This window comes from Photorhabdus sp. RM71S, assembly GCF_042879355.1.
Classification (GTDB): Bacteria; Pseudomonadota; Gammaproteobacteria; order Enterobacterales; family Enterobacteriaceae; genus Photorhabdus; species Photorhabdus kayaii.
Window position 1 is genome coordinate 1 of sequence record NZ_JBHFKV010000155.1, and the last position, 763, is coordinate 763.

The window sequence follows — 763 nt, forward strand, 5'->3', positions numbered from 1 at the left end:
GATGACGCCTAGTACCCTCACGTTTGCTGAAAAAATGGACATGGCTCAACGACTGATCGGCGAGGCTACTGAGAATGGCACTACTGGACACAAGACTGGACTCAAGCCCATTAGTGAGATTGCTGATCGTTGGTTTGAAAAACTTGAGGCACGGTTTAACAATCCAGAATTGCACAGGGGGTTGAAAACTGGATTTCGGGATTTTGATGAAATACTCGCTCCCAAATACATTGTTAACGGTTCTCTGTTTGTGATTGGCGCACGCCCAAAGATGGGAAAAACCACAGTATTAACTGAGATGGCAAAAAATGTCGCCAGGAGCGGTCAGCCCGTTTTGCTGTTCAGTATGGAAATGACGGACGAGCAACTATTCGAGCGGATGGTGAGTCAGAAATCAGGACTAAATTCTGATGTGTTCTATGGTGGCACTGATGACGATTATGAGTGGGCTCTACTCTGTCAGGCAATCGGTGAGCTGAAAGATACTCCTAATGTCTGGATTGATGATACTCCTGGAATGTCATTCGCTCATATCCAGTCACAGTGTCGTAAAATCAAGCGTAAAGTTGGGAAGATAGGTTTTATCGGTGTTGACTATCTAACACTGATGAAGACTGAGAAAGCGGATCGGAATGATATTGCGTATGGCAACATCACAAAGGGCCTCAAGATACTGGCAAAAGAACTCGACACTGTTGTTGTTCTGCTAACTCAGCTTAACAGGAATATTGAGGAACGCGCCAACAAACGCCCAATGCCATCT

The 763-nt window shown here is 45.3% G+C and carries 1 protein-coding gene; it reads left to right on the top strand.

Annotated features, from left to right (window positions below):
• The coding region (locus ACGF5R_RS24250; protein WP_387693180.1) for a replicative DNA helicase at positions 1 to 763 on the top strand (763 nt) is incomplete at both ends.